The organism is Alcanivorax sp., assembly GCF_014762765.1.
In the GTDB taxonomy this organism is placed as follows: domain Bacteria; phylum Pseudomonadota; class Gammaproteobacteria; order Pseudomonadales; family Alcanivoracaceae; genus Alcanivorax.
The window spans coordinates 11,703-34,846 of record NZ_JABURH010000180.1; the positions used below are offsets into that span (position 1 = coordinate 11,703).

The 23,144-nt window shown below is 58.7% G+C and carries 25 protein-coding genes; 9 read left to right on the top strand and 16 right to left on the bottom strand.

From position 1 onward, the window contains the following. The 5 genes from HUJ17_RS13360 to tatC all read left to right on the top strand — a co-directional run. The coding region (locus tag HUJ17_RS13360; protein WP_290511157.1) for an AarF/UbiB family protein at positions 1-1,256 on the top strand (1,256 nt) is incomplete at its 5' end. A gap of 81 nt (positions 1,257-1,337) precedes the next feature. Next, positions 1,338-1,673, top strand: a complete 336-nt coding sequence (locus HUJ17_RS13365; protein ID WP_062815693.1) for a phosphoribosyl-ATP diphosphatase — start codon at positions 1,338-1,340, stop codon at positions 1,671-1,673. 43 nt (positions 1,674-1,716) lie between these two features. Further along, on the top strand, positions 1,717-1,950 hold the full coding sequence (gene tatA, locus HUJ17_RS13370) for a Sec-independent protein translocase subunit TatA (RefSeq protein ID WP_062815692.1): 234 nt from the start codon (positions 1,717-1,719) through the stop codon (positions 1,948-1,950). A gap of 39 nt (positions 1,951-1,989) precedes the next feature. Further along, positions 1,990-2,343, top strand: coding sequence for a Sec-independent protein translocase protein TatB (gene tatB, locus HUJ17_RS13375; protein ID WP_290511158.1), 354 nt, complete (start codon positions 1,990-1,992; stop codon positions 2,341-2,343). Beyond that, complete coding sequence (gene tatC, locus HUJ17_RS13380; RefSeq protein ID WP_290511159.1) at positions 2,336-3,094, top strand: twin-arginine translocase subunit TatC; 759 nt, start codon at positions 2,336-2,338, stop codon at positions 3,092-3,094. The genes tatB and tatC overlap by 8 nt, the downstream gene beginning before the upstream one ends. 147 nt (positions 3,095-3,241) lie before the next feature. Here tatC and HUJ17_RS13385 read toward each other — a convergent pair whose 3' ends face one another. The 5 genes from HUJ17_RS13385 to pip form a co-directional block, all read right to left on the bottom strand. After that, a complete protein-coding gene (locus tag HUJ17_RS13385; RefSeq protein WP_290511160.1) occupies positions 3,242-4,183 on the bottom strand; it encodes an alpha/beta hydrolase in 942 nt (313 codons plus the stop codon). Further along, positions 4,162-5,991 (bottom strand): DUF4105 domain-containing protein, encoded by a 1,830-nt coding sequence (locus HUJ17_RS13390; protein ID WP_290511161.1) that lies wholly within the window; start codon positions 5,989-5,991, stop codon positions 4,162-4,164. The genes HUJ17_RS13385 and HUJ17_RS13390 overlap by 22 nt, the downstream gene beginning before the upstream one ends. A 114-nt stretch (positions 5,992-6,105) precedes the next feature. Further along, on the bottom strand, positions 6,106-6,588 hold the full coding sequence (locus HUJ17_RS13395) for a DUF3015 domain-containing protein (protein WP_290511162.1): 483 nt from the start codon (positions 6,586-6,588) through the stop codon (positions 6,106-6,108). Positions 6,589-6,766: 178 nt separating this feature from the next. Further along, positions 6,767-7,204, bottom strand: coding sequence for a D-aminoacyl-tRNA deacylase (dtd, locus tag HUJ17_RS13400; protein WP_290511163.1), 438 nt, complete (start codon positions 7,202-7,204; stop codon positions 6,767-6,769). Further along, positions 7,201-8,124, bottom strand: a complete 924-nt coding sequence (pip, locus tag HUJ17_RS13405) for a prolyl aminopeptidase (protein WP_290511164.1) — start codon at positions 8,122-8,124, stop codon at positions 7,201-7,203. The genes dtd and pip overlap by 4 nt, the downstream gene beginning before the upstream one ends. On the opposite strand from pip, the gene HUJ17_RS13410 reads away from it, so the two are divergent. After that, on the top strand, positions 8,123-8,590 hold the full coding sequence (locus HUJ17_RS13410) for a nuclear transport factor 2 family protein (protein WP_290511165.1): 468 nt from the start codon (positions 8,123-8,125) through the stop codon (positions 8,588-8,590). The two genes, pip and HUJ17_RS13410, sit on opposite strands and share 2 nt — an antisense overlap. Positions 8,591-8,755: 165 nt before the next feature. Here the strand turns inward: HUJ17_RS13410 and glnG are convergent, their stop codons facing one another. The 6 genes from glnG to HUJ17_RS13440 form a co-directional block, all read right to left on the bottom strand. Then, complete coding sequence (gene glnG / locus HUJ17_RS13415; protein WP_290511166.1) at positions 8,756-10,189, bottom strand: nitrogen regulation protein NR(I); 1,434 nt, start codon at positions 10,187-10,189, stop codon at positions 8,756-8,758. 55 nt (positions 10,190-10,244) lie between these two features. After that, positions 10,245-11,354, bottom strand: coding sequence for a nitrogen regulation protein NR(II) (glnL, locus tag HUJ17_RS13420; protein WP_290511167.1), 1,110 nt, complete (start codon positions 11,352-11,354; stop codon positions 10,245-10,247). 136 nt (positions 11,355-11,490) lie between these two features. Beyond that, complete coding sequence (locus tag HUJ17_RS13425) at positions 11,491-12,237, bottom strand: DUF4124 domain-containing protein (protein ID WP_290511168.1); 747 nt, start codon at positions 12,235-12,237, stop codon at positions 11,491-11,493. A gap of 153 nt (positions 12,238-12,390) precedes the next feature. Next, entirely contained in the window at positions 12,391-13,797 is a 1,407-nt protein-coding gene (gene glnA, locus HUJ17_RS13430; protein WP_290511169.1) for a glutamate--ammonia ligase, read from the bottom strand. A gap of 231 nt (positions 13,798-14,028) precedes the next feature. After that, positions 14,029-14,280, bottom strand: coding sequence for a sulfurtransferase TusA family protein (locus HUJ17_RS13435; protein WP_062815996.1), 252 nt, complete (start codon positions 14,278-14,280; stop codon positions 14,029-14,031). Between the two features lie 103 nt (positions 14,281-14,383). Further along, entirely contained in the window at positions 14,384-15,481 is a 1,098-nt protein-coding gene (locus HUJ17_RS13440) for a tRNA (5-methylaminomethyl-2-thiouridylate)-methyltransferase (RefSeq protein WP_290511170.1), read from the bottom strand. A 161-nt stretch (positions 15,482-15,642) separates the two neighbouring features. Here HUJ17_RS13440 and HUJ17_RS13445 point away from each other — a divergent pair, with 161 nt between their 5' ends. Beyond that, positions 15,643-16,587 (top strand): metallophosphoesterase, encoded by a 945-nt coding sequence (locus HUJ17_RS13445; RefSeq protein ID WP_290511171.1) that lies wholly within the window; start codon positions 15,643-15,645, stop codon positions 16,585-16,587. Here HUJ17_RS13445 and HUJ17_RS13450 read toward each other — a convergent pair. Genes HUJ17_RS13450 through HUJ17_RS13460 form a run of 3 tightly spaced genes read right to left on the bottom strand, consistent with a single transcriptional unit; the run spans position 16,577 to position 19,704 of the window. Next, complete coding sequence (locus HUJ17_RS13450) at positions 16,577-17,581, bottom strand: alpha-L-glutamate ligase-like protein (protein WP_290511172.1); 1,005 nt, start codon at positions 17,579-17,581, stop codon at positions 16,577-16,579. The genes HUJ17_RS13445 and HUJ17_RS13450 overlap by 11 nt on opposite strands. 1 nt (position 17,582) lies before the next feature. Next, complete coding sequence (locus HUJ17_RS13455; protein ID WP_290511173.1) at positions 17,583-19,109, bottom strand: inactive transglutaminase family protein; 1,527 nt, start codon at positions 19,107-19,109, stop codon at positions 17,583-17,585. A gap of 1 nt (position 19,110) precedes the next feature. Then, positions 19,111-19,704 carry a RimK/LysX family protein gene (locus HUJ17_RS13460; RefSeq protein WP_290511174.1) on the bottom strand — a complete coding sequence of 198 codons (594 nt, stop codon included), beginning with the start codon at positions 19,702-19,704 and terminating at the stop codon, positions 19,111-19,113. 329 nt (positions 19,705-20,033) lie between these two features. Here HUJ17_RS13460 and typA point away from each other — a divergent pair, with 329 nt between their 5' ends. Beyond that, a complete protein-coding gene (gene typA, locus HUJ17_RS13465; RefSeq protein WP_290511175.1) occupies positions 20,034-21,842 on the top strand; it encodes a translational GTPase TypA in 1,809 nt (602 codons plus the stop codon). A gap of 107 nt (positions 21,843-21,949) precedes the next feature. Here typA and HUJ17_RS13470 read toward each other — a convergent pair whose 3' ends face one another. Together HUJ17_RS13470 and HUJ17_RS13475 are read right to left on the bottom strand one after the other, a co-directional pair. Then, positions 21,950-22,267 carry a DUF2007 domain-containing protein gene (locus HUJ17_RS13470; protein ID WP_290511176.1) on the bottom strand — a complete coding sequence of 106 codons (318 nt, stop codon included), beginning with the start codon at positions 22,265-22,267 and terminating at the stop codon, positions 21,950-21,952. Between the two features lie 19 nt (positions 22,268-22,286). Continuing rightward, on the bottom strand, positions 22,287-22,613 hold the full coding sequence (locus HUJ17_RS13475; RefSeq protein ID WP_290511177.1) for a DUF4377 domain-containing protein: 327 nt from the start codon (positions 22,611-22,613) through the stop codon (positions 22,287-22,289). A gap of 72 nt (positions 22,614-22,685) precedes the next feature. On the opposite strand from HUJ17_RS13475, the gene HUJ17_RS13480 reads away from it, so the two are divergent. Continuing rightward, positions 22,686-23,144, top strand: a 459-nt coding sequence (locus HUJ17_RS13480; RefSeq protein WP_290511178.1) for a tRNA (cytidine(34)-2'-O)-methyltransferase, incomplete at its 3' end; no start/stop codon positions are given.

Here is a 23,144-nt window from a genome sequence, read left to right on the forward strand (position 1 = left end):
TCTTCCGCGACTTTGACAGCACGCCCATGGCCGCGGCCTCCGTGGCCCAGGTCCATGCCGCCACCCTGCATAACGGCCAGCAGGTAGTGGCCAAGGTGCTGCGCCCTACCATTCTTCCGGTGGTGCAACGGGACCTGAAAGTCATGGCCTTCGGCGCCCGCTGGCTGGAACGACTGTGGCGCGATGCCCGTTACTTCCGCCCGGCCCGGGTGGTACAGGACTACCGGGACATCATCCTTGGCGAACTGGACCTGGCCGCCGAAGCGCGCAACAGCGAAACCATGCGCCGGCATTTCCTGTTCAGCCCGCTGCTGCATATCCCGGCCATTCATCTGGAGCTGTCCAGCCCCACCGTGATCATCATGGATCGCATCCATGGCATCCCGGTGAATGATATCGAGCGCATCAAGGCCGCCGGCATTGATCCCAAGGTGCTGGCAGAACGGGGCGTGGAGATCTTCTTTTCCCAGGTATTCCGTTTCAATTTTTTCCACGCGGACATGCACCCGGGCAACATCTTCGTCAACCCGGAACACCCGGAATCCCCGCAATACATGGCCGTGGATGCAGCCATCGCCGGGCGGCTGTCGAAGGAAGACCTGAACGTGCTGGGCCGCATGGTGCTGGCCGTGATGCGCGAGGATTACAGCGCCCTGGTGGATGCGGTGATTCGCGCCGGCTGGAATACCGCCCCCATCGACCGTCCCCGTTTTGAACGGGCCGTCATCGACATTGTCGAGCCGGTGCGGTCCGCCCAACTGGACCAGCTGGAATTCGCGCCGCTGGTGATGAAGCTGTTCGATATGGCGCGGCACTACCAGATCGAAATGCCGGTGCAATACATCCTGCTGATGAAGACACTGGTACATATCGAAGGCCTGGGGCGCAGCATCTACCCGCAACTGGATATCTGGAGCACCGGCCGGCCTCTGCTGGAAGCCTGGATGCTGGCGGAATACGGCCCCAGCGCCACACTGAAAAAGCTGCAGAATCGCATGCCGGAATGGACCGCCCAGCTACCGGAGATGCCCGATTTGCTGCGCGACGGCCTGGAAAGCCTGCGCGAACTGCCCTACCAGCAGGATCGACTGGAAGCCCGCTTCGAACAGGCCTTGCTTCGCCACCGTCACAAGCTGTTTGCCGGCCTGGCGGGGCTGGGCTGCGCCGGTACTGCCATCTGGCTGGCAACACCCCATGTCAGCTGGCCGCTGGCCGCTGTCGCTGTGCTGCTGGTGAGCTGGAGCTGGCGGCGCTAGACTGTGGCACCGCACCGCGGCACATCGGATAATCCGTCGGCGCTCGCCGCAGGCGCCAACCATAAAGAAAGTGCAAACGCTATGTCAGATATACTCAGCCAGCTCCACCAGGTGCTTGAGTCCCGCAAGGGCGCCGACCCGGACAGCTCCTACGTGGCCAGCCTGTACGCCAAGGGGCTGAACAAGATCCTGGAGAAAGTGGGCGAGGAAGCGGTGGAAACCATTCTCGCGGCCCGCGACGCGGAGGTCAGCGGCAAAACCGACGCCCTGATCAGCGAAACCGCGGATTTGTGGTTCCATAGTCTGGTCATGTTGGCCAAACTGGGAGAACACCCGGACAAGGTGCTGGCAGAACTGGAGCGTCGCTTCGGCCTGTCCGGCCATGACGAAAAAGCGGCGCGCGGCAGCAAGCACTGACACGCCCTGACTATCAGCGCCCTATCTATCGGAGAGAAACAGCATGTTTTCCGGCATCAGCATTTGGCAGTTACTGATCCTTCTGGCCATCGTGGTCCTGTTGTTCGGCACCAAGAAACTGCGCAACATGGGCGGCGACCTGGGTGGCGCGGTCAAAGGCTTCAAGAACGCCATGAAAGACGGCGAGGAAGAGCAGGACCAGAAGCGTCTTGCCGATGACGACAAGGACACCAGCGGGCAGAAAACCGAGAAGGACAAGGAAAAAGACCAGGCCTGATCTGGCTCCGCCTTTCCCTGGCCCCGTTAAGAGGTTTCCATGTTCGATATCGGCTTCGCCGAACTGACCCTGATTTTCATCATCGGCCTGGTAGTACTCGGCCCGGAACGCCTGCCCACGGTGGCCCGGACCCTGGGTCAATGGGTCGGTCGTGCCCGCTCCACCTTCAATCATCTGAAAAACGAACTGGAACGCGAAGCGGTAACCCAGGACATGCGCGAGCGCATGGAAAAGCAGATGCGGCAAATGGGCCTGGACGAAGACAGTATCCGCGAAGCCAGGGAAAGTCTGCTCAGCCCGGAGCAGATCGCCAAGGCACGCAGCCCCAGGGACAAACAGGCCGACCCTGGCGACGACCGCGAAAATCCCCAGGAACCCCCGCGCCATGAATGATGCCAGCAACGATTCCGGCCAGCCATTGATCGCTCATCTGCTGGAGCTTCGTAATCGGCTACTCAAGGCCATGGCCGCGATTTTCGTGGTGTTTCTGGGGCTGTTCTACTTTTCCCGGGAGCTGTACACCCTGGTGGCCAAGCCGCTGATGCAGGCCATGCCGGAAGGCACCAGCATGATCGCCACCGGCGTCGCCTCCCCGTTCCTGGCGCCCTTCAAACTGACCCTGTACCTGAGCATCTTCGTGGCCATGCCCTTTATTCTTCATCAGGCCTGGGCTTTTGTGGCTCCCGGCCTGTACCGGCATGAAAAGCGCCTGGCAGTGCCCCTGCTGGGCAGCAGCGTACTGCTGTTCTACGCCGGCGCTGCCTTCGCCTATTTCGTGGTGTTTCCGCTGATGTTCCAGTTCTTTACTGCTATCGCCCCGGAAGGGGTGGCGGTGACCACGGACATCAGCAGCTATCTGGATTTTGTCCTGGCCCTGTTCCTGGCATTCGGGCTGGCCTTTGAATTACCCATCGCCATCGTGCTGCTGGTGAGCACCGGGGCAACGACAGTGGAAAAACTGGCCGCCGCCCGCGCCTATGTGGTGGTGGGGTGTTTTGTGGTGGGCATGCTGCTGACTCCCCCCGACATCATCAGCCAGACCCTGCTGGCGCTACCCATGTGGTTCCTGTTCGAGGTTGGTCTGCTGGCCGCACGGCTGATTCGTCGGGAAAAGCAGAAGCAGCAGGAATCTCCTGACGCCTGACACAGGTCGGGCGCTCCATTCTTTTGTGGGAAGCGATGCTTGGCTTGCATCGTGAATAACCGCCGGGGCGACTCTCTTCGCCAAGCATCGCTTCCCACACGTTTTTCCAGCTCTCTGCAGCGTCGGGCATGCGGCATTCTGTGTTAATCAAAAACGGTAGCCATTATTCCCGGTTGGCGCAGGCGGCAACGGTAACGGAGCCATGCCATCCATGCCGTCATCATGGGCCGGTGGCGTTGGTGACGGTGCGGCACAGCCATTGCTCTGCAGGAAGTTCACAATCCGCTGCTGTACAGCAGGATCCCGGGTGCTTTCGATATGTCCACCGCGCAAGCGCTGAAACGTTTTCGGCTCGCCCGCGGCGGCAAACAACCGCTTGCCGTGGTCATAGGGAATAATTGGATCGTCTTCGCTGTGCATGACCAGCAGGGGGGTCGGCGCCACCCCGGCAATTCGGGACTCAGGATCCAGGTCTGTGGCAGGCATAGTCGGCACCACAAGCCAGCGCAGCGGCCACAACAGCCAGCTGCCTTTCATTACGTCGCTGGTAATACCGCGATAACTGGCAAAGGCCGCCTCCAGCACCACGCAGTCTGCCGCGCCCTGATTCTCGGTATCGCCCAGCACCGTCGTTGCCATGGCGCCACCCAGACTCTGTCCAAACACCGTCAGCGGGCCTTCGGCTCCCTTGGCATTGCGCAACCAGTCCAGCCCCAGTTGCACATCGTCGAACACTGCCGGTAGTGTCGGCTTACCCTCTGACAAACCATACCCACGGTAATCAAGGAGAAAGACGTTATACCCCTGCTCTGGCAGCCATTGCACACTGGCCAGATGGGTGCTGATGTTCTGGGCATTACCGTGGAGAAAATACACAGTGCCGCGTACATGACCATTACCGGCTGCCGGCAGCCACCAGCCATGCAGGCGCAGTCCGCGCGGATGGATCAACACCACATCCTCGTAGCTGAGCCCCTGGTTTTCCGGGTTTTGTACCCAGGGCTCCATGGGATAGAAGAACAGTTTGCTGCAGCCGGCCAGCGCCGTGGCCAGCCCGGTCAGCAGGATCAGTCGAAGTACCATCGCCATTGCAGTTTGAACTCGTTATCGCCATCCCCGCGCCAGCCTTCCCGGCTCAGCGATGCCCGCAGCCCATGCTGTCGGGCAAAGGCCCAATGCACGGCAAGCTCGGAGGTATGTCGATAGGTATCGTTGGTGAAGTAATGCCCCACACTACCCAGTTGCCACTGCCAGCGCCCACGCTGGTAGAGCAGGCCGGCATCCAGCCCGGCCCCGGGGGTGAGGAAGGTATCGAAGTCGCTATTATTTTCCATTCGCAGACTGGTTAACAGGTAGGGCTGCCAGTTGCCCATGGCCCAGCTGCCACCCGCACCGCCCTGAACATAGCGGACCAGCCTGCGGCGACCCGCCCAGGCCCTCTCCAGGCCACCCTCCACATACCAGCTCAACGGCTTGCTGAAGCGATTGCGGGGGGACAGCGAGCGAATGCTCACCACATCCAGCTCCTCCAGCCTGGGATCGCCGGATTCCGTGCTACGCATTGTCAATCCCAGCCCTTCAATCTGGGCCCCGCGCAGGAATCCGTAACCGTTATCCAGCAGGTTGTGGTACGTCAGGCGATAGCTCAGCTCGCCAAAATCCTGATTCGCCTCACGCTGGCCACCGGCCAGGGCCAGCATCTGGGTACCATGGCCGGACTCCGGCGGCTCGGGGTCCACGGTTTCCGGCACATCCACTTTCGGCAGCCGGTTCATCTCCGTCAGTAACGTAAAGGAATCCTTGGCTGCTTCCGGGTCCCTGGCCCCTTTGCGATTGACCAGCCGCAGATAGCGGTAGGCGGTGGTCACCATCAGCGCCTGCTGCTGCACCCCGGCCCGCTGAAACTCTTTCGATTCCAGCAGGCCGGGATCATCTGCAAGATCGCGGGCCAGCTGCTGCTGGCGTGCTGTCATCTGGCGGCGCAGGTTATCCAGCTCTACAGCCTTGGAGGGCCGGTAGTGACGCTCGCGAATCAGATCTCGATCATCCAGGGCGCGGACCGTATTCACCGGCACTTCGGCAAACCGCAGTTCCGTGAGAAGTTGCGAATCCGGGCGTGCCACCTCCACCAGCTCCAGCAGACGGAAGGAGCAGTTTTCGTCAAAAAAGTAGTAATCGAAATTGATGTCTTTCAGTTCCCACAGATGCTCGATCAACCAGTCAATTTCCTGCTGATCCAGGTCCAGGGTGTACTCCCACATGTCGCGATTTTCCATGTGGGAATATTCCTGAATTTTTTGCACATAGGGCACCAGGGCAAAACGGCCAGGATAGCCGCCAGCCAACCCACGATAGATATAAAACAGGGAATTATCGGCCTCACTGGACACTGCCCCGAAATTCACCGCCCAGGACAACCACACCGCACTGTCTTCACCCTGATCCAGGCGCAGCAAGGTATGTCCAAACATGGACGACGGGCTGTTCAGATACGCCGCAGGAAAAACCAGTACTGCCCGGCTGGCCTGCACCGCAGAGCGCCATTCGGAGTACTCTTCGCAATGGGCAAACGGTGCATCCTCCTGCCAGTTTAAATGCTCGGCCAGGAAACGATATCGGGCCGGGAAGCGGCAGCGCTCCGGGGCTTGCGCCGGCTCAAGCGCAGCCACCGTTGCTCGCAACTCGGCAAGCACATCATCCTTGCCATTATCCGCCAGAAAATAATTATCGTCGTCGATATAACTGCGCCCCCGGTCGCGCAGGGTGGCGCCGGGATTCACATGCATGAGTGCCTGCCATCGTGACGAAGCGGCAAGATCGACCAGGGAGAGGGGGAAGTTCGCGGCCAACGCCGGGGCAATCCAGCACAGCAGCACACAAAGCAGTCCAGTGCGCATCCGGTATTATCCGTGATTCGGGCGGGAAAAGTTCAGACCTGCATCTGCAGTTCCAGATCAGACAAGCAAAGCCCCGCCGTTGGGCGGGGCTCGTCAGTAAACGCGGCTAACCGTTTACGCCAGGTACTTGGACAGGCTCTCGTCCTGCTTCATTACCTCGGTGATGCTGGCCATTACTTCTTCGGCGGTTACATCCTGGTGCGGGAAGATAACAGCGAAGTTTTCATGCATGGCAGCGTTGAAACGGGCACGATCACCTGCTTCGATACCCATGGATACGGACAGTGCAGTCAGGGCTTCGCCTTCACCGGTTGCCATATCCTGAGCCACTTCTTCCATGACACCGGTCATGCCGAGCAGGCTCTGGCCACTGTAGGTCAGGGAGCCGTTGGTATCACAGCCGTTGGTGCCGGTGGTCATACCGAAAGTGGCGTTGCCGGAGGTGCCGTTCACGATGGTCGCCAGCAGGTGCATGGGCAGACCGGAATTGCCTTCGAACAGCATGTTACCCCAGCCACAGCCGGGACCACCCGGTGCTACAGCCATGGCAGAAGTTGAAGCGCCGAGCAGAGTGGCAGCAATAAGCGTCTTTTTCATTCTGAGATACCTCCAAGTTTTTATATATCGTCCCTGGGGATACTTCACAGCACCAGGCTGTACTTGGCAACCCTGTTGCAGCGATGCTGCTCAGTGCTCTCCCCGTCACCCGCAATCAGGCAACTGACTTCATCATAAACAAGGCGAGAACCTTTGCAATACAATTGCAAAACCGCTGTCACGCACCAAGAAGAAATGTGACGGGCCCATCATTGACCAGCTGTACCTGCATATCCGCACCAAACACGCCGCTTCTCACCGGAATATTCTGCCTCTCAAGTTCCCGCAAGTAGCATTCATATAGCTGTTTTCCATGCACCGGCGGGGCCGCCTTGCTGAAACTGGGCCGACGGCCCTTTCGGGTATCCGCCGCCAAGGTGAATTGGGATATGGCAAGAATTTCTCCATCAATATCACGCACATCCAGGTTCATCTTGTCATCGCTGTCGGCGAACACCCGGTAACCCACTGTCCTTTCCGCCATTCGCGCCACCGTCGCCTCATCGTCACCGACCTCGATCCCGACCAGCAAAAGCAGGCCTTTGCCAATGCGACCGACACAGTCGCCGGATACCGTCACCGAGGCCTCGCTGACACGCTGCAACAACACTTTCAATCGTCAATCCTCTTTTCCAGTCGCTTCATCGCATTCACCAACGCCTTGGCAATCAGTGGGTCGGAGGATGAATGGCTGCCACCCTCCACCCAGTGCAGCCGGCTGCCGGGCAATACCTGATGCAGGGCGAGTGCCTGATCCGCCGGGCAGACAAAGTCCCGGGTGCCGTGAACAATTTCCACAGGTAGGGTCATGCCCGCACAGGCCTCCAGCAACGGCGAGGACAGGAAAGCGTCGTTGAGAAAATAATGGGTTTCCTGCATGGCCATGCACAACTCGTCATCACTGGCTTCGCCGGGCGGCAATACCGACGTTAATGCCAGGGCTGACTCCCAGTTACACCAGTTACGGGCATGGTAGCGAGCACGCTCTCCCTGCAAACCATTATGGTAACGCTGCAGCAGATCACCTTCACCAGGCGGCGCCTGTTGCTGAAATAACGCCCACTGTTCAGGAAATAATCGAGCCGCCCCACCGGGTGCATAGAGCCAGTCCCGATCCTGCTGCCGACAGAGAAATATGCCCCGCAACACCATGCCGGCGACTCGCTGCGGGTACGCTGCCAGATAGGCCAGGGCCAGGGAGACCCCCCAGGATCCACCGAACAGCCGCCACCGCTCTACCCTCATGGCTTTTCGCAGGCACTCAAGGTCGGCAACCAGATGCGCGGTGGTATTGTCCTGAATGGAAGCGAAGGGGCGGCTTTGACCGCTACCTCGCTGATCGAAGAGAATAATGCGGAACCGCCGGGGATCAAAAAAACGGCGCATGAACGGCGAACAACCGCCACCGGGGCCACCATGCAGCACGACCACTGGCACGCCGTCCGGATTACCGCTTTCTTCCACGTAAAGCTGGTGCCCCTGACCCACTGATACCAGAGACTGCCGATAACTGTCCGGCAAGGGAAATAACGCCATGAGAGCTGCACTTATCTGCAGAAAGACCTCAGAATACCTGCTGGTGATTACCCTGCAACTGTTGCTGGCAGGCTGCAGCAAAACCCCACCGGAGCAGGCCATCCTGGACGCCCTGGAGAATCTTGAGGCGGCTATCGAGGCTGGCGATACCGGGTCGGTGATGGACGCACTCACCGACCCGGCAGAGATTCAGCGTGGCAGCCACACCCTGCAACGGAACGAGGTACGCCGCCTGCTGATGGGAACCTTCCTGCGCTACCCGAAACGCCAACTGGCAATCACCCAGATCAACATTGATTTGGATCCGGTTACCCAGCGCCACGCCCGCGTCACCTTCACCGCCTTCGCCTGGGGCGGACAGAACGTCATGCCCGACAACGCCGACAGCTATCGGGTGGTGAGCGACTGGCACGAAGACGGGGGATGGAAAATTGAGCGGTTGATGGCGGATGGACTTCGCGAGTGAATTGATAATTGAGAATGGATAATTGATAACGACGCGGGTTGGCGTTTTGCTATCTTTGAACGCAAGAGGCCGCGACTAAACCATAGTCGCGGCCTCTTGCGTTTCAGGCTTTGATATCCTTTCTCGCGAGTTATCAATTATCCATTCTCAATTATCAATTGCCTTTCAATCCTCCTCCCCACCACTCAACTGGCCTTCCATATCCAGCTCCTTGATCTTGCGGGTGAGGGTGTTGCGCCCCCAGCCCAGCAGAGCAGCGGCATCGCGTTTGCGGCCGCCGGTGTGCTGCAGGGCCACGTCGATCATGGTGCGCTCGAAACCCGGAACGGCCTGTTCGAGGATGCTGCGCTCACCCTGTGACAAGGCCCGATCGGCCCAGTTGCGCAGGGACTTGAGCCAGTCGCCGGTCACATCGGCGCCCTTGGCGGCACCGGCTTCTTTCAGTTCCGGGGGTAAATCATCCACCAGTACTTCTCGGCCGGAGGCCATTACCGTCAGCCAGCGACAGGTGTTTTCCAGTTGCCGTACGTTACCCGGCCAGCCCTGGGCGGCCAGGTATTTTTCCGTGTCCTTGTGCAGCACCTTGGGCTCCACACCCAGCTCATTCCCCGCACGCTGCAGGAAGTAGTTGGCCAGACGAGGAATATCTTCACGTCGCTCGGCCAGACGCGGAATATGAATACGAATGACGTTGAGACGATGGAACAGATCCTCACGGAAGTCCCCATCCTTTACCAGCCGCTCCAGATCCTGGTGGGTAGCCGCAATAATACGCACATCAACATGGATCGGCGTAGTTCCACCAACGCGATAGAACTCACTTTCCTGCAACACCCGCAGGAGTCGGGTCTGTGCTTCCAGCGGCATATCACCGATTTCATCGAGAAACAGGGTGCCGCCATTGGCCTGCTCGAAACGACCCACACGCTGGTTGTTGGCACCGGTGAAAGCACCTTTTTCATGCCCAAAAAGCTCGGATTCGATCAGATCCTTGGGGATGGCCGCCATGTTCAGCGCCACAAAATTCTTTTCCCGACGCATGGAATGGCTATGCAAAGCCCGCGCTACCAGCTCCTTACCGGTGCCGGACTGGCCATTGATCAATACCGTCACATTGGAATGACTGAGCCGCCCGATAGCGCGAAACACCTCTTGCATGGCCGGCGCTTCACCGATGATCTCGGTGGTTTCTTCCTCCACCGCCTCAGGCTGCTCGCCACGAGACTCTTCCCGATGCTTGATGGCACGGCGCACCAGTGCCACCGCCTCATCCACATCAAACGGCTTGGGCAAATATTCAAAAGCCCCACCCTGGTAGGACGCCACCGCCGAATCCAGATCCGAATGAGCCGTCATGATGATCACCGGCAAATCCGGGTTCTTGCGCTGCAGAATCTTCAGCATGCGTAGCCCATCGGTACCCGGCATACGCACATCACTGATCAACACCTCCGGCTCCTGCCCCCCCTCTTCCAGGGTATTGAGGGCCTCATCGCCATCCTCAAAACAGGTCACCGCATAGCCTTCCTGGCCCAATGCCTTTTCCAGCACCCAGCGAATGGAACGGTCATCATCGACTACCCATACAGTTACGCTCATGACCGGCCTCTCCCTGGTGTTTCAATGTTATCGTTGCTCACGGCTGCGTAGGCACTCATGGCTGTTCACTCTCCGTTACTTCCGGCTGCTCCATTGGCAGCAAAATACTGAAAACGGTCTTGCCCGGTGTGCTCTCGCACTCAATCAACCCCTGATGCTGGCTAATAATGGACTGGGCAATGGACAATCCCAGCCCGGTACCACTGGCCCGGCCACTGACCATGGGATAGAACAGGGTCTCCTGCACATCCGGAGCAATACCCGGGCCGTTGTCGATAATATCCACCCGCAACACCAGACGGTGACGCAGAGAACCAATGGTGAACTGGCGCAATACCCGGGTGCGCATGATGATGCGGGCATCCTCGGTATGTGACTCCAGCAGGGCCTGGGTGGCGTTGCGAATAATATTGAGCAACACCTGTATCATCTGATCCCGGTCGGCGATCACATCTGGCAGGCTGATATCGTAATCACGCCAGATCGCCACTCCCTGAGGATGTTCCGCCAGCAGCAATTGACGAACATGCTCCAGGCACTCGTGGACATTTACCGCCTTGAATTCCGGCGGTTTTCGCGGGCCCAACATGCGATCCGCCACCGTGCGCAGACGGTCCGCCTCATCAATAATGACCTTGGTATATTCGGTCAGATCAGGATCTGGCAGCGCTCGTTCAAGTAACTGTGCCGCCCCCCGGATACCACCCAGAGGATTCTTGATTTCATGTGCCACCCCACGCACCAGAGCCCGAGTGGCCTGATGCGCATGGATCAACGCCTCCTCCCGAGTGATGCGCAACAGCCGATCCAGCGGCTGCATTTCCATCAAAAGACTCAGCGTCTGGCCGGGTTCATTGATCGGACTGACCGAATAATCCACGGTTATTTCATAACCAGGGGCTACTGCCAGACGGGCTTCCCGGCGTGTAAAAGGATGCTCATCCTGGATGCACTGGCGCAGGGCGTCACGGGCTTCCTCGTCATCAAAAAAATAGTCGGGAAGCGGCTGCCCCATGGCACGGCTTACACTGGTCGCCAGCAGCATCTCTGCCGCCGGATTCAGATAGCGGACCTGCAGATTGTGATCCAGCATGACCACTGCAGTGCGCAGGTGATCGAGTAAACGTTTGTGCAAGGTGACACCACCCATCAACTGTTGGCCCATAACAGGGCATAAGCAATTATCAGGCCACCTCTGCTGACGCCACAGATGCACGGCTTCAGGTCGTCACAGCGGAGAATACAGCCCCATGATGATGAGTGTAGCGGGATTCAGGAAAGGTGCGCACACTTATGGTGCATTATCGAGGAGTCAGAACGGGGCGTTGCTGGGCGGGGCGAGCCGGCTTTCCCCGGCCCGCCTCATCGCCCGCACCTGCGGGCTTGCCCGATGACGCCGTCTCCCCCGTCTTGGCAGAGCTTCCAAGTCTCGCCGGATCACCGATGGTATTGGGGTCTCTGCTACCCCCATTCCCATTGCCCGGCTTGTTCTGGAAATTCTGCACCGTGCTGCGATGCACATAGACCTGCACCGGCTCCGAGCTGATCAATACCTCATCATCCGCACTCACCACCTTCACCACCAGGGAGTGGGTACCCCGAATCACGGTATTCAGCTCCATCCCGGGCTGTGCCTCCCCATTATCAAACAGAACCAGACGATCCTCACCCTGAAGGGATGGCTTCAGATCCACGACCACCGGCACCGGCTCCTGCGGATTACGAATGGTACTTTCCGGCTCAGGGCTGGTGATCACCAGAGAAAGATACCCCTGAAACTGTTCTTTTTCCGCGACCTGCGGGTCAACCTGTGGCAATTTGACCTTTTCCATAGGCACAGCATTGGGGGTACGCAGATGCACCTCTTCAGAGGCGCCACCATCCCCCGGGGGCTGATCACTGAAAATCACGTTGCCATTCTTATCGACTGATCGATATATTTTCGCGGAGCCCGTTGTCATCTCCTCTTCAGCATCGACACCTGTCTCTGCGTGAAGTCCGCCAGAGCAGACAAGCAGACTGGCCAGCAGCATTCCTGTTTTAGTCATTATCGCCTCCCATGGACTTCCCCTGATTCTCACCCGACCACCGGGCGCAGGAAAGTGCCAAATGCACAAATTGGCGGTTAATTCAGAATAGCACAGACAAAAAAAAGCCCCCGGCTGGCGGGGGCTCTCTTTCTGCGAATGTCCCGAAGGAAATTAGCAGGAGTAGTACATGTCGAACTCGACCGGGTGCGGAGTCATGTTGAGACGCTCGATCTCACCACGCTTCAGGTCGATGTAGCCCTGCAGCATATCCTTGGAGAACACATCACCTTCGGTCAGGAAGTCCATGTCTTCTTCCAGGCAATCCAGCGCCATGGTCAGGGTATGCGCCACAGTCGGGATATCCTTGGCTTCTTCTGCCGGCAGATCGTAGAGATCCTTATCCATGGCATCGCCAGGGTGCAGCTTGTTCTTGATACCGTCCAGACCAGCCATCAGCAAGGCCGCGAAGCACAGGTACGGGTTCGCAGACGGATCAGGGAAACGCGCCTCGATACGACGAGCCTTGGCGCTGCTCACGAACGGAATACGGATGGAAGCGGAACGGTTGCGGGCAGAGTAGGCCAGCATTACCGGGGCTTCGAAACCGGGCACCAGACGCTTGTAGGAGTTGGTGGAACCGTTGGTGAAGGCGTTCAGGGCGCGAGCGTGCTTGATGATACCGCCGATGAAGTACAGGGCTTCGTCGGACAGGCCAGCATAGCCGTCACCGGCGAACAGGTTCTTGCCATCTTTACCCAGGGACACGTGAACGTGCATGCCTGAACCGTTATCACCGATCAGCGGCTTGGGCATAAAGGTGGCAGTTTTGCCGTAGGCGTGAGCCACGTTGTGCACGCAGTACTTGAGGATCTGTACTTCGTCAGCCTTGGCGGTCAGGGTGTTGGCGCCAACGCCGATTTCACACTGGCCCGCAGTACCCACTTCGTGGTGATGAACTTCGATCTGCAGACCCATCTGCTCCATGGCGGAACACATCGCGCCACGCAGGTCGTGCAGGCTGTCTACCGGCGGAACCGGGAAGTAGCCGCCTTTCACGCCCGGACGGTGACCGATGTTGCCACCTTCGAAGTCTTCGTGGGACACCCACGCAGCTTCTTCGGAATGGATGTTGTACATGGAACCCTGCATGTCGGATTTCCACTGCACGGAATCAAACACGAAGAATTCCGGCTCCGGACCGAACAGTGCGGTGTCAGCAATACCGGTAGACTTCAGGTATTCCTCGGCACGACGGGCAACGGAGCGCGGATCACGCTCATAACCCTGCATGGTGGACGGCTCGAGGATGTCACAGCGCAGGTTGACGGTCGCCACATCAGTGAACGGGTCCAGTACGGCAGACTCGTCGTCCGGCATCATCACCATGTCGGACTCGTTGATGCCTTTCCAGCCGGCAATGGAAGAACCATCGAACATTTTGCCGTCCTGGAAGAAATCTTCGTCGATTTCGCCCACGGGGAGGGTTACGTGCTGCTCCTTACCACGGCTATCGGTGAAGCGCAGGTCCACCCATTTCACATCATTTTCTTTAATCAGCTTGAGGGTCTTTTCAGACATTGTCGTGCGTCCTCCTAAGGAACAGCGGGTTTGTCTCTGGCTCAATCGCCCCGCCCCGCATCAGGGCAGAACAGAGAGCCGGTATTCTCGGCCACCAGGCCTGCTTTGCCAATAGGGAGGCAAGTTCCATGCCAGCCCTTTTTTAGCGCATTTGACGCTCAAACACAGAATCCAGTGAAAAAGCGCACACCTATAGTGCATTATAGTGGTGCAATGCACCATTAATGCGCACTAAAATAGTGCGCCGTTGTCCTCGCCCACTCGCAGGACCACAAAAACCTCGTTGCCAGCCTCACCGGTTTCCAATACTTCGTGACCATTGATCCGGCACCAGGCAGGGATATCATTCAACGCGCCGGGATCGGTACACACTACCCGCAGGCAGTCTCCTGTGGCCAGGGTTCGCACCTTGTTCTGAGTTTTGATCACCGGCATGGGGCACAACATACGGCGCACATCCAGTTCGTGAAGGGCTTCGGTCATCAGGGATCCTTGGGTTCTAGCTTCTAAAGATGGTGCCGCACCCCAAACGAAGCACAACCCCAGCAGCACTTTTTTCCTCGCAGCCAGCAGCTAACAGCTGCCTTTACCCCACATTCCAAGCTGACGGCACCGCATCCGGACGAATCGGCGCCACGGTAACCTGGCGGGCCACACCATCCGGGCTGCGCACTTCCAGAACGACCTCATCGAGGGAGCGCCCCTTGGAATAGCGGGCAACAATCGCCGCAGCCTGCTCCAGCTCTTCATCACTCTGGAAATTCCCATCCACCAACGCCAAAGGCCCCGGACAGCTAATGGTTGTAATGCTGGTGAACTGGTAACGGTAGCCTTCCAGAAAACGGTTTTCCCCTTCCTCACGACTGATAATCAACTTGTAGTGAGGCTGTGGACGCAGATGGCGGCCCACTTTCAACAGCATGATGTCATCCAGCTCGTAGCGGCGCTCATTGCGAGCCTTCCACAGATCGGCCAGCTTGTTGGAATAGGATTCGTCGGTAAGGAAGCAGCAACCGCCGGCGGGCTGCGCAAAATCATCCAGCCCGAACTTCTTGGCCAGGGCCATTTGCGGCTTGCGGCTTCGCCCGGAAAAGTCGTGCAGCTCCTCCCGGTTTACCCACCCCTCGCGCTCCGGCAGGGTTGCCGGCAGGTTGCGGGCACACAGGGGGCGCAACAACAAATCGTCGGCGCCGGATTCCTGACTGATAATCGGCATGGTTTCCTTGCGCTGACTCTTGGGGCGCTGCCCGATCACTTCCCCGGTGACAATGAAATCGAAGCCTCGATCACCCGCAAACTCACGGGCCTTGTTGATCATCAGAGTGGCCTGATTGACCATGAAAATCTTGCAGTCCAGACAGGGATTCAGGTTGGCCCCATAACCATGCTTGGGGTTGAGCACCACATCCTTGTACTCTTCGGAGATATCAATGATGTGCATCTTGATGCCCAGCTGCTCGGCCACCCAAAGGGCGTTGTTGCGCTTTTCCTTGTCCTGGTCCTTCTTGCGGATGGCATGGGTATGCCCCTCAACGCAGAATCCGGTGAAGAAATTCACGCCTTCCACCTCGATTCCCTGCTCCTGCATCACCTTCACGGCCAGCATGGAATCCAGTCCGCCGGACACCAGAGCGATAGCGCGGCGCGTGATCGGTTGGGTTGGCTCAGTTACAGAAGACGTCATGTGAAAAAACCTGCTGCCTTAATGGGCGCTTAAAAAATGGGCGGCGAAGTATAGCAATCACACACTGCTGACGCACCCTTCACACAGGCCCGGCCGTCACCCGGGGGTCATCTCAACACGCCACAATCGGGCTTCCCAACCGCGCCACGAAACGAGCCCCCATGCGACTGCGCCTGCTACTGCGCCTGATAATCCTGCTTGTTGCAGCCGCCAGCCTTGGCTGGTGGTGGCATACCCCCCATGGCCCCTGGCTGATGCACAGGGAACCTCTGGCTGGGCAGCGCCTGTGCATCATCGGCGACGGTGGCTGGGGTAACGCGCCTTCCCTGGCCGTGGGCCGGGCGCTGGTGCTGCTGGACTGTGATCAGGTGCGCTATCTGGGCGATCTGGTCTACCCTGACGGCATCAACGGCCCGGACGACCCAATGCTGGAAAGCCGTTTTTTTGCCCCGCTCAACCCTGCGCTGGAGGCCGGCATTCCGGTCTATCTGGTGCTGGGCAACCACGACTGGAAGCAAAATGCCGAAGCCTGGCTGGAGGTGGCGCGACGCCACCCTCTGATCCACTTCCCCCACTACTACTATTTCGAACAGTGGCCAGACGCCTGTGCCTTCAGCCTGGAAACCACCTGGTTCGAGAAATGGTATTACCTTCGCCGTCAAGGCGCCTGGCTGACTCAGGCCATGGCGACCGCACAACGCCGGCAATGCCGTTTCAGCCTTGTTTTTTCCCACCACCCCATGATCAGCTCCGGCTCCCACGGCAACGCTGGCGAAATGATGCAGTTGCATCTTCGCAGCAAGCTCATCGGCAGACTCGACCTGTTACTGGGCGGCCATGATCACATCCTGTCCGACGAGGGCGAATACCAGGGCACCCGGCAACTGATCTCCGGTTCCGCCAGCATCAACAATGACCTGGGCCAAACCAGTGACAAGCAGCGCTTCACCCGTGCCAGCCATGGTCTGGTGACCCTGGATCTCCGCGACGACGGCAACAGTCTGCGCGCCGACTACCATTTCTACAGTGTGCTGGGGGACCCCGACGACCCGCTGATCACCCTCCTCTGGGAGGGAGAAAAGCGCGGCCAGGGCATCAGGGAGTAATGACAGTTGCTGAGTCGCCAGGCGGAACAGGCCCGGCTATCGCGAAATGTTTTTTGGAAAAGGAAATACGCTCCGCTGCCGGGCGCCGGGTATTGCCAAGGCTTTCCAGGTGGTCCTCGATAATCCTGCAACGGCGCAGCAGACCATCATCCATGGCGATCTGGATGTTCAGCCCGGGACGAGCATTCAGCTCCAGCATCATCGGCCCAAACTCTCGATCCATCACCAGGTCCACGCCCAGATAACCGAGACCGGTCAGGTCGTAGCAGCGAGCAGCAAGCTCCAGACACTCTTCCCAGTCCGGCACGGTCAGCCCCGCTACCGCATTGGCCGTATCCGGATGTCGCTCGATTTTCTGGTTGTGCCAGGTTCCGCCCAGGGTGACACCGCTGGAAAGGTCCAGCCCCACACCAATAGCCCCCTGGTGCAGATTGGCCTTGCCTTGGGACTGACGTGTAGGCAGACGAAGCATGGCGGCCACCGGGTAGCCCTGCAGCACGATAATGCGGATATCCGGCACCCCCTCGAAACTGATGCGATTGAACAGCTCGGTGGAACGTACACGGTATTCGATCAGGGCCTGATCACGGTGCCCACCCAGGGAATAAATACCGGAAATGATGCCGGAAACATGATGCTCCAGCTCTTCCGTGGTAACGATACGCCCGGACGCAGAACGAAAATAATCCTCGAAACGATCGGCAATCACCATGATACCGTCACCACCCGCCCCCTGGGCCGGCTTGATGACGAAATCCCGATGGGTTTCCAGCACCCGGTGCAAGGTGCTGATGCCCTGCTCGGTGGCAATCGCGCCATACAGCTCGGGCACCCGGATCCCTGCATCCAACGCCATTTGCTTGGTCTGAAGCTTGTCGTCCACCAGCGGATACAGGCTGCGCTTGTTATAACGGAGGATGTAATCGCCGTTGCGCTGATTGATGCCCATCACGCCACGGGCGCGCAGAGCTTTGCGGGTCTTCGACCAGAGCATGTCAGCGCTCCACCATGGCGCGGAAACGCATCAGCTCGGTGAGCCGGTAGCCACGGTAATGGCCCATCAATACCATCACGGCTGCCAGACAAAGCAATACGCCCGGGAAGGTAAAGACAAAATACACGAGTGGCTGCCATACCATCAGCAAGTGGCACAAGACCGCCGCCACCAGTGTGCCCAGGGCCACCTTCAGGGATTGGCTCCCGCCACGCTCTTCCCAGACGATAGACACACGTTCAATCACCATGGTGAGAATCACCATGGGGAACAGTGCCACAGACAACCCTGAAGACATCCCAAGCTTGTAACCCAACAGACTGATTACCGCCATCAGGATCACCACGAAGGTAAGCACAATAGAGAGGCGCGCCAGCAACTGCAGTTTTAAATGCTCAAGATAGGAACGCACCGACAGACCGATGGCTGTAATAAAGGTAAACAGCAGTACCCCCCAGATCACCTGGGTTTCCCGGAATGCCAGGGCAATCAGCACAGGCGTAAAGGTGCCCAGGGTTTCCATACCCACCAAGGAGCGGATCAGCAACACCAGCAACACACCCACCGGAATCATCATCAGGATACGGAACAGCTGCTGGGAGGGTAGCGGCAACTCGTACAGGGAGAAGTCGATAAAGCTGCTGGCATCCTGCAGCCGCAAAGAGCGCGCAAGCTGTAAAGCACTCATCTCATTGCGGTGCACACTCAGGGTCATGTTCGCCGAGCGTCCGCCTTCAATATTCAGCAACGACTCGCTGCCACTCCACCATACCAGTCGGTCATCGGGTAAACCCTGCTGACCATCCAGCGGATTGAAGTACAACCAGCGCTTGCCATTATAGGTCCGCAACCACAGTTCAGGTTGTTGCTCCTGGCTTTCCACCAGTCGCAAGGTATGTACTGGCTGGGCCGGAATGTGAGACATGGCCAGCAGCAGATCCACCACCTGGGCCCGGTTTTCCGGGCTCACATCACCACCGAGCAACAACTGGACGTTGTCGTTTTCCAGCTCATTTACCCGTTTGATGGTTTCGCCAATAAAGGTTTCAACGTCTGCAGAATGCTGACGGATCGGCTGCAACAGCGCCTCGGCAGCCAGTTTTTCCGCGCCGTCCAGCACCGGTGCCGGCCGGAACTGAGGACCTGGCTCATTCTCCCGGGTTTCCGCAAAACGGGGGGTGAGCATCAACCGGTAGTACAGATATTGATTGCCTTCGGCACGACGGGCAGACCAGGTGACCTGCCGATTGCCTTTCTCCACATTGACGTTCACGCCATAGTTATTGGAGATAAAGCTTTCGTTGAGAGTGGTGTAACCGGCCCCCTGGGGCGGCACAAACATGCGCACCTTGATGGGCTTGTTGGCCCTGGCAGTAAAGCTGACCTGAGCGTCTACCACCCACACCGGGTCTTTCTCGTCCTGAGCCAACGGCACCTTCTGCACCAGCACCTGGTACGCGATACTGCCGCCACCCAGCAGCAAAAGAAACACGGCCAGAATCCGTGCCTGTAGTTTGACAGACCCCATGTTATTGCGCCCCGGCAGCCTCCATCGTCAGTGTATCCTCTTGATCTTCCCGGCAGCGTGGCTGGCCCACAGAATGGGACAGCGACGGATCCACCAGGGCTCCCAGGCCCTTCAGGGCATCAGCCCCGATCAACAGCGGGTAACGAAACTCGCTGCGATCGGTCAGATTGACATCAATCTGTTGCCGTCGATTGCCCACGCATATCGTCAGCGTCACCATCGGCCTGCGACTGAAATCCCGCTCGCCATCCTGCACACTCTCTGCTCGGCGCTTGATCCGAACATGTCCGGCCAGAGGCAACTCCACATCATCCCACTGACTCTGGCTGATGCCCCACTCCTCGCGGTCATCCCTGTCGATGGCTATATCAAACTCAACCATTTTCACCCCGTCACGCTCAAAGGTCTTTATGTAACGGGCGCTCAGGGAAGCGGAGTCAGCACCGGTATCCAGTTTCGCGGGCACCGTAATACCCAGTTCACGGATATGCACACTTTCGTGCAGACCATAGATTCTCTTGTTGGCCGGTGGCACCTCGGACAGGGCCACAGCAGGCACCAGCGCCCCTACCAGCACCAAGGGGATTCGCATCATAACAACCTGATTTTAAAAGCGTTAGCGCCGGATATCGATTACCGGCAACGGAGAGGAGCGGTTGATCTGACCCTTCTCCGGGAAAATGGTTGCGCCATTCTAGGCGATCCGCAGCTGACTCGCAGGAACAACCGTGAATTTTTGAATCTTTTCACATTCGCAAATGTTACGCGAAAGCCTGACCGACGGGCTATCACCTGCGCGCAGCGCTGGTATAATGCGCGCCCCCGCGGGATGCAAGACCCCTTTTCACGCCCACTACGTGGCTGCGTACAGGTCGAGATCAGGCATGAACACCATCCCGCCCATTTCTTAACGGAGCTACATCTGTGATTGAACGTCTGCGCAATATCGCCATCATCGCCCACGTTGACCACGGCAAGACCACCCTGGTGGACAAGCTGTTGCAACAGTCCGGCACCCTGGGAGATCGCGCTGGCGATATTGAGCGGGTAATGGACTCCAATGATCTGGAGAAGGAACGGGGCATCACCATCCTCTCCAAGAACACCGCCATCCAGTGGAATGAATACCGCATCAATATCGTCGACACCCCCGGCCACGCCGACTTTGGTGGCGAGGTAGAGCGGGTCATGTCCATGGTGGATTGTGTACTGCTGCTGGTAGACGCGGTGGATGGCCCCATGCCGCAAACCCGCTTCGTCACCCAGAAAGCCTTTGCCGCCGGCCTCAAGCCCATCGTGGTCATCAACAAGATCGACCGTCCCGGCGCCCGTCCGGACTGGGTCATGGATCAGGTGTTCGACCTGTTCGATAACCTGGGCGCCACCGACGAGCAGCTCGACTTCCCGGTGATCTACGCCTCCGCCCTGAACGGTATCGCCGGTCTGGAAGCGGACAACATGGCCGACGACATGACGCCGCTGCTGCAGACCATTGTCGACAAGGTGGACTACCCGAACGTGGACGCGGAAGGCCCCTTCCAGATGCAGATCTCTTCCCTGGACTACAACAGCTACCTGGGCATCATCGGCATCGGCCGGGTCAAGCGCGGCAAGATCAAGGCCAACAGCCCGGTGAAAGTGATCGGTGCCGACGGCAAGGTACGTAACGGCAAGATTCTTACCATCATGGGTTACCACGGCCTGGAGCGGGTCGACGCGCCCACCGCCTCCGCCGGCGAAATCGTCTGCATCACCGGCCTGGACCCGCTGAACATTTCCGACACCCTGTGTGATCCGGCCAGCGTGGAAGCCCTGCCGCCGCTGAGCGTGGACGAGCCCACCGTGAGCATGTTCTTCCACGTGAACACCTCGCCGTTTGCCGGCCAGGACGGCAAGTTCGTCACCAGCCGCCAGATCCGCGAGCGCCTGGAAGCCGAACTCAAGCACAACGTGGCCCTGCGCGTGGAAGAAACCGGCAGCGCTGACCAGTTCCGCGTTTCCGGCCGTGGCGAACTGCACCTGTCGGTGCTCATCGAAAACATGCGCCGCGAAGGTTTCGAGCTGGCCGTGGGTCGTCCCCAGGTGATCATCCGTGAAGTGGATGGCGTCAAGCAGGAACCCTACGAAACCGTGATTGCGGATGTGGAAGAGCAACACCAGGGCGCCATCATGGAGCATCTGGGGCTGCGCCGCGCAGAAATGACCAACATGGAGCCGGACGGCAAGGGTCGTGTTCGCCTGGAATTCCTGGTGCCCAGCCGCGGCCTGATCGGCTTCCGCAGTCAGTTCCTGACTCTCACGTCCGGCACCGGCATCCTCAACAGCACCTTCAGCCATTACGGTGAATTCAAGGCCGGCGACATGGCCAAGCGCATCAACGGTGTGCTGGTGTCCATGGTGAAAGGCAAGGTGCTGGGCTTCGCCCTGTTCAACCTGCAGGAACGCGGTCGCATGCTGATCGACCCGAACGTGGACGTGTACGAAGGCCAGATCATCGGCATTCACAGCCGCGGCAACGACCTGGTGGTCAACCCCACCAAAGGCAAGCAGCTCACCAACATGCGCGCCTCCGGCACCGATGAAAACATCGTCCTGACCCCGCCGATCCGCTTCAGCCTGGAGCAGGCGCTGGACTTCATCGAAGATGACGAACTGGTGGAAGTGACCCCGAACTGCCTGCGTATCCGCAAGAAGCTGCTCACCGAAACCGAGCGCAAGCGCGCCGGACGGTAAAGCAATAGTGGTTGCAGGATGCAATGCGCAGCGCGAATTGCATCCTCGCCGCCAATGCTGAACACAAAAAAGCCGGGCACTGCCCGGCTTTTTTGTGCTGACTGTTCTCAACGCAGCAACACCAGCATCACCACGGCGCCAATCACCATTCCCAGTAACAAACCACGGGTAAACGACCGCTGCATCTCCGGCCGCCTTTGCGGACTATCCGCCGGCTGGCTGGCCTCAAAATCAGCGATGACCTCCCGGGCCCGTGACTCATCGCTTTCCGCCACCCACACCGACGCCAGGCCCGCTGCAGGCAGCTCCCCTACAGCTCCCTGCAACATGTCGCCTTGCACCTGGGCCATGATACCGACCTGCTCGAGCAGGTCCGCCAGCATATGCGCCTCAATACCGTCGCGGGCATGAAAAACACACTTCACGGCAGGGTCCTCGGATACCTCAAGGGTTGACCGCTTCCTTGCTCACCACTTCCAGCAGTGTATAACGCAAACTGCTGCCATCCGCCGGCGGTGACGCCACTTCTTCTATCTTCACCCTCAGCGTGTAATTGTGGCCGGGCTCGAACTCGAAACCGTCAATATGATTATAGAAAAGCTGGAAGTTGGTCTCATCATCACTGCGCACCCGCAGGCAGTCCATGGGCCCCGCACCGATACATGCGGAGGTATAAGGAGCAACGTGCAGAATCTCTCCGGGCTTGTCGTTCTTTTCACCACAAGCAACCAGTAAAAACAGCAACGCAAACAGCGTGTGTTTCAGTATCATGGTACCAGCCTTGTTATTTTCCCTTCGCAGATAACAAGCAGTACCATGAGCGGCCCACCAAGGCAAAAACAAATGCTTCATATCGCACTGTTCGAACCGGAAATCCCGCCCAATACAGGCAATATCATCCGCCTGGCCGCGAACACCGGGGCTCATCTGCATTTGATTGAGCCACTTGGGTTCTCCCTGGAAGAAAAGAAACTTCGCCGGGCCGGACTGGACTACAACGAGCTGGCCCACCTCTCCGTGCATGCGGATTTTGCCGCTTTCCAGAAAGCCATGGCGGACCGCCGCCTGTTTGCCCTGACCACCCGGGCCAGCCAGCCACACAGCGAGGCGGTTTTCGCCGACGAAGATGTGCTGCTGTTCGGCCCGGAAACCCGCGGCCTGCCCACCGACATTCTCAACGGCCTGCCACCCGCACAAAAACTGCGACTGCCCATGGTGGCCAACAGCCGCAGTCTCAATCTGGCCAATGCAGTGGCAATAACGTTGTATGAGGCGTGGCGGCAGTTGGACTACATAGGGGCA

Coding starts and splice junctions, on each gene's coding strand:
- HUJ17_RS13445 (WP_290511171.1), top strand. CDS start 15,643: ATGCGACTGCGCCTGCTACTGCGCCTGATAATCCTGCTTGTTGCAGCC.
- HUJ17_RS13450 (WP_290511172.1), bottom strand. CDS start 17,581: ATGCTCTGGTCGAAGACCCGCAAAGCTCTGCGCGCCCGTGGCGTGATG.
- HUJ17_RS13455 (WP_290511173.1), bottom strand. CDS start 19,109: ATGGGGTCTGTCAAACTACAGGCACGGATTCTGGCCGTGTTTCTTTTG.
- HUJ17_RS13460 (WP_290511174.1), bottom strand. CDS start 19,704: ATGATGCGAATCCCCTTGGTGCTGGTAGGGGCGCTGGTGCCTGCTGTG.
- tatC (WP_290511159.1), top strand. CDS start 2,336: ATGAATGATGCCAGCAACGATTCCGGCCAGCCATTGATCGCTCATCTG.
- glnL (WP_290511167.1), bottom strand. CDS start 11,354: ATGGGCCAACAGTTGATGGGTGGTGTCACCTTGCACAAACGTTTACTC.
- tatA (WP_062815692.1), top strand. CDS start 1,717: ATGTTTTCCGGCATCAGCATTTGGCAGTTACTGATCCTTCTGGCCATC.
- glnG (WP_290511166.1), bottom strand. CDS start 10,189: ATGAGCGTAACTGTATGGGTAGTCGATGATGACCGTTCCATTCGCTGG.
- tatB (WP_290511158.1), top strand. CDS start 1,990: ATGTTCGATATCGGCTTCGCCGAACTGACCCTGATTTTCATCATCGGC.
- HUJ17_RS13425 (WP_290511168.1), bottom strand. CDS start 12,237: ATGACTAAAACAGGAATGCTGCTGGCCAGTCTGCTTGTCTGCTCTGGC.
- HUJ17_RS13365 (WP_062815693.1), top strand. CDS start 1,338: ATGTCAGATATACTCAGCCAGCTCCACCAGGTGCTTGAGTCCCGCAAG.
- glnA (WP_290511169.1), bottom strand. CDS start 13,797: ATGTCTGAAAAGACCCTCAAGCTGATTAAAGAAAATGATGTGAAATGG.
- HUJ17_RS13410 (WP_290511165.1), top strand. CDS start 8,123: ATGAGAGCTGCACTTATCTGCAGAAAGACCTCAGAATACCTGCTGGTG.
- HUJ17_RS13385 (WP_290511160.1), bottom strand. CDS start 4,183: ATGGCGATGGTACTTCGACTGATCCTGCTGACCGGGCTGGCCACGGCG.
- HUJ17_RS13395 (WP_290511162.1), bottom strand. CDS start 6,588: ATGAAAAAGACGCTTATTGCTGCCACTCTGCTCGGCGCTTCAACTTCT.
- HUJ17_RS13440 (WP_290511170.1), bottom strand. CDS start 15,481: ATGACGTCTTCTGTAACTGAGCCAACCCAACCGATCACGCGCCGCGCT.
- HUJ17_RS13435 (WP_062815996.1), bottom strand. CDS start 14,280: ATGACCGAAGCCCTTCACGAACTGGATGTGCGCCGTATGTTGTGCCCC.
- pip (WP_290511164.1), bottom strand. CDS start 8,124: ATGGCGTTATTTCCCTTGCCGGACAGTTATCGGCAGTCTCTGGTATCA.
- HUJ17_RS13475 (WP_290511177.1), bottom strand. CDS start 22,613: ATGATACTGAAACACACGCTGTTTGCGTTGCTGTTTTTACTGGTTGCT.
- HUJ17_RS13390 (WP_290511161.1), bottom strand. CDS start 5,991: ATGCGCACTGGACTGCTTTGTGTGCTGCTGTGCTGGATTGCCCCGGCG.